Here is a 397-nt window from a genome sequence, read left to right on the forward strand (position 1 = left end):
GCCCCTTTTTCTTTGATTTTAGGGCATCTAATCCTTCTGTTTCATAAGCTACTTTCCATTTTCGGAGTGTTTCGCAAGAAGGAATATTAAAAAAAGCAGCTGTTTCTCTCAGAGATGTCCCATTTTCATTCATATAATGAATTACATCTAGTTTATACTCGAGAGGGTAAGTTGTATAGCGTTTTTCAAACGCCTTTTCCCCTGAAAATTCAAACCGTTTAATCCATTGATAAAGTTCTCTAGGATGAACCCCTATAGAATTAGCAATGGTTTTTCCGCCTTCCGTACCTTCTAGATATCGTTTTACTGCTTGTATTTTATCTTTTGAAGAAAATTTAGCCATAAAAAATGCACCTCCAATTGTTAATTATGTGTCTAACAATTGGGGTGCACTTCA

1 protein-coding gene is annotated in these 397 nt (G+C 35.3%); it reads right to left on the reverse strand.

Annotated features, from left to right (window positions below):
- Positions 1-343: helix-turn-helix domain-containing protein (locus tag ACQGSG_RS29345; RefSeq protein WP_141487083.1), on the reverse strand; the 343-nt coding region annotated here is incomplete at its 3' end.
- Positions 344-397 lie beyond the last annotated feature (54 nt).

Origin of the sequence: Bacillus sp. GMa5/1, assembly GCF_050172015.1 — a bacterium.
Classification (GTDB): domain Bacteria; phylum Bacillota; class Bacilli; order Bacillales; family Bacillaceae_G; genus Bacillus_A; species Bacillus_A cereus.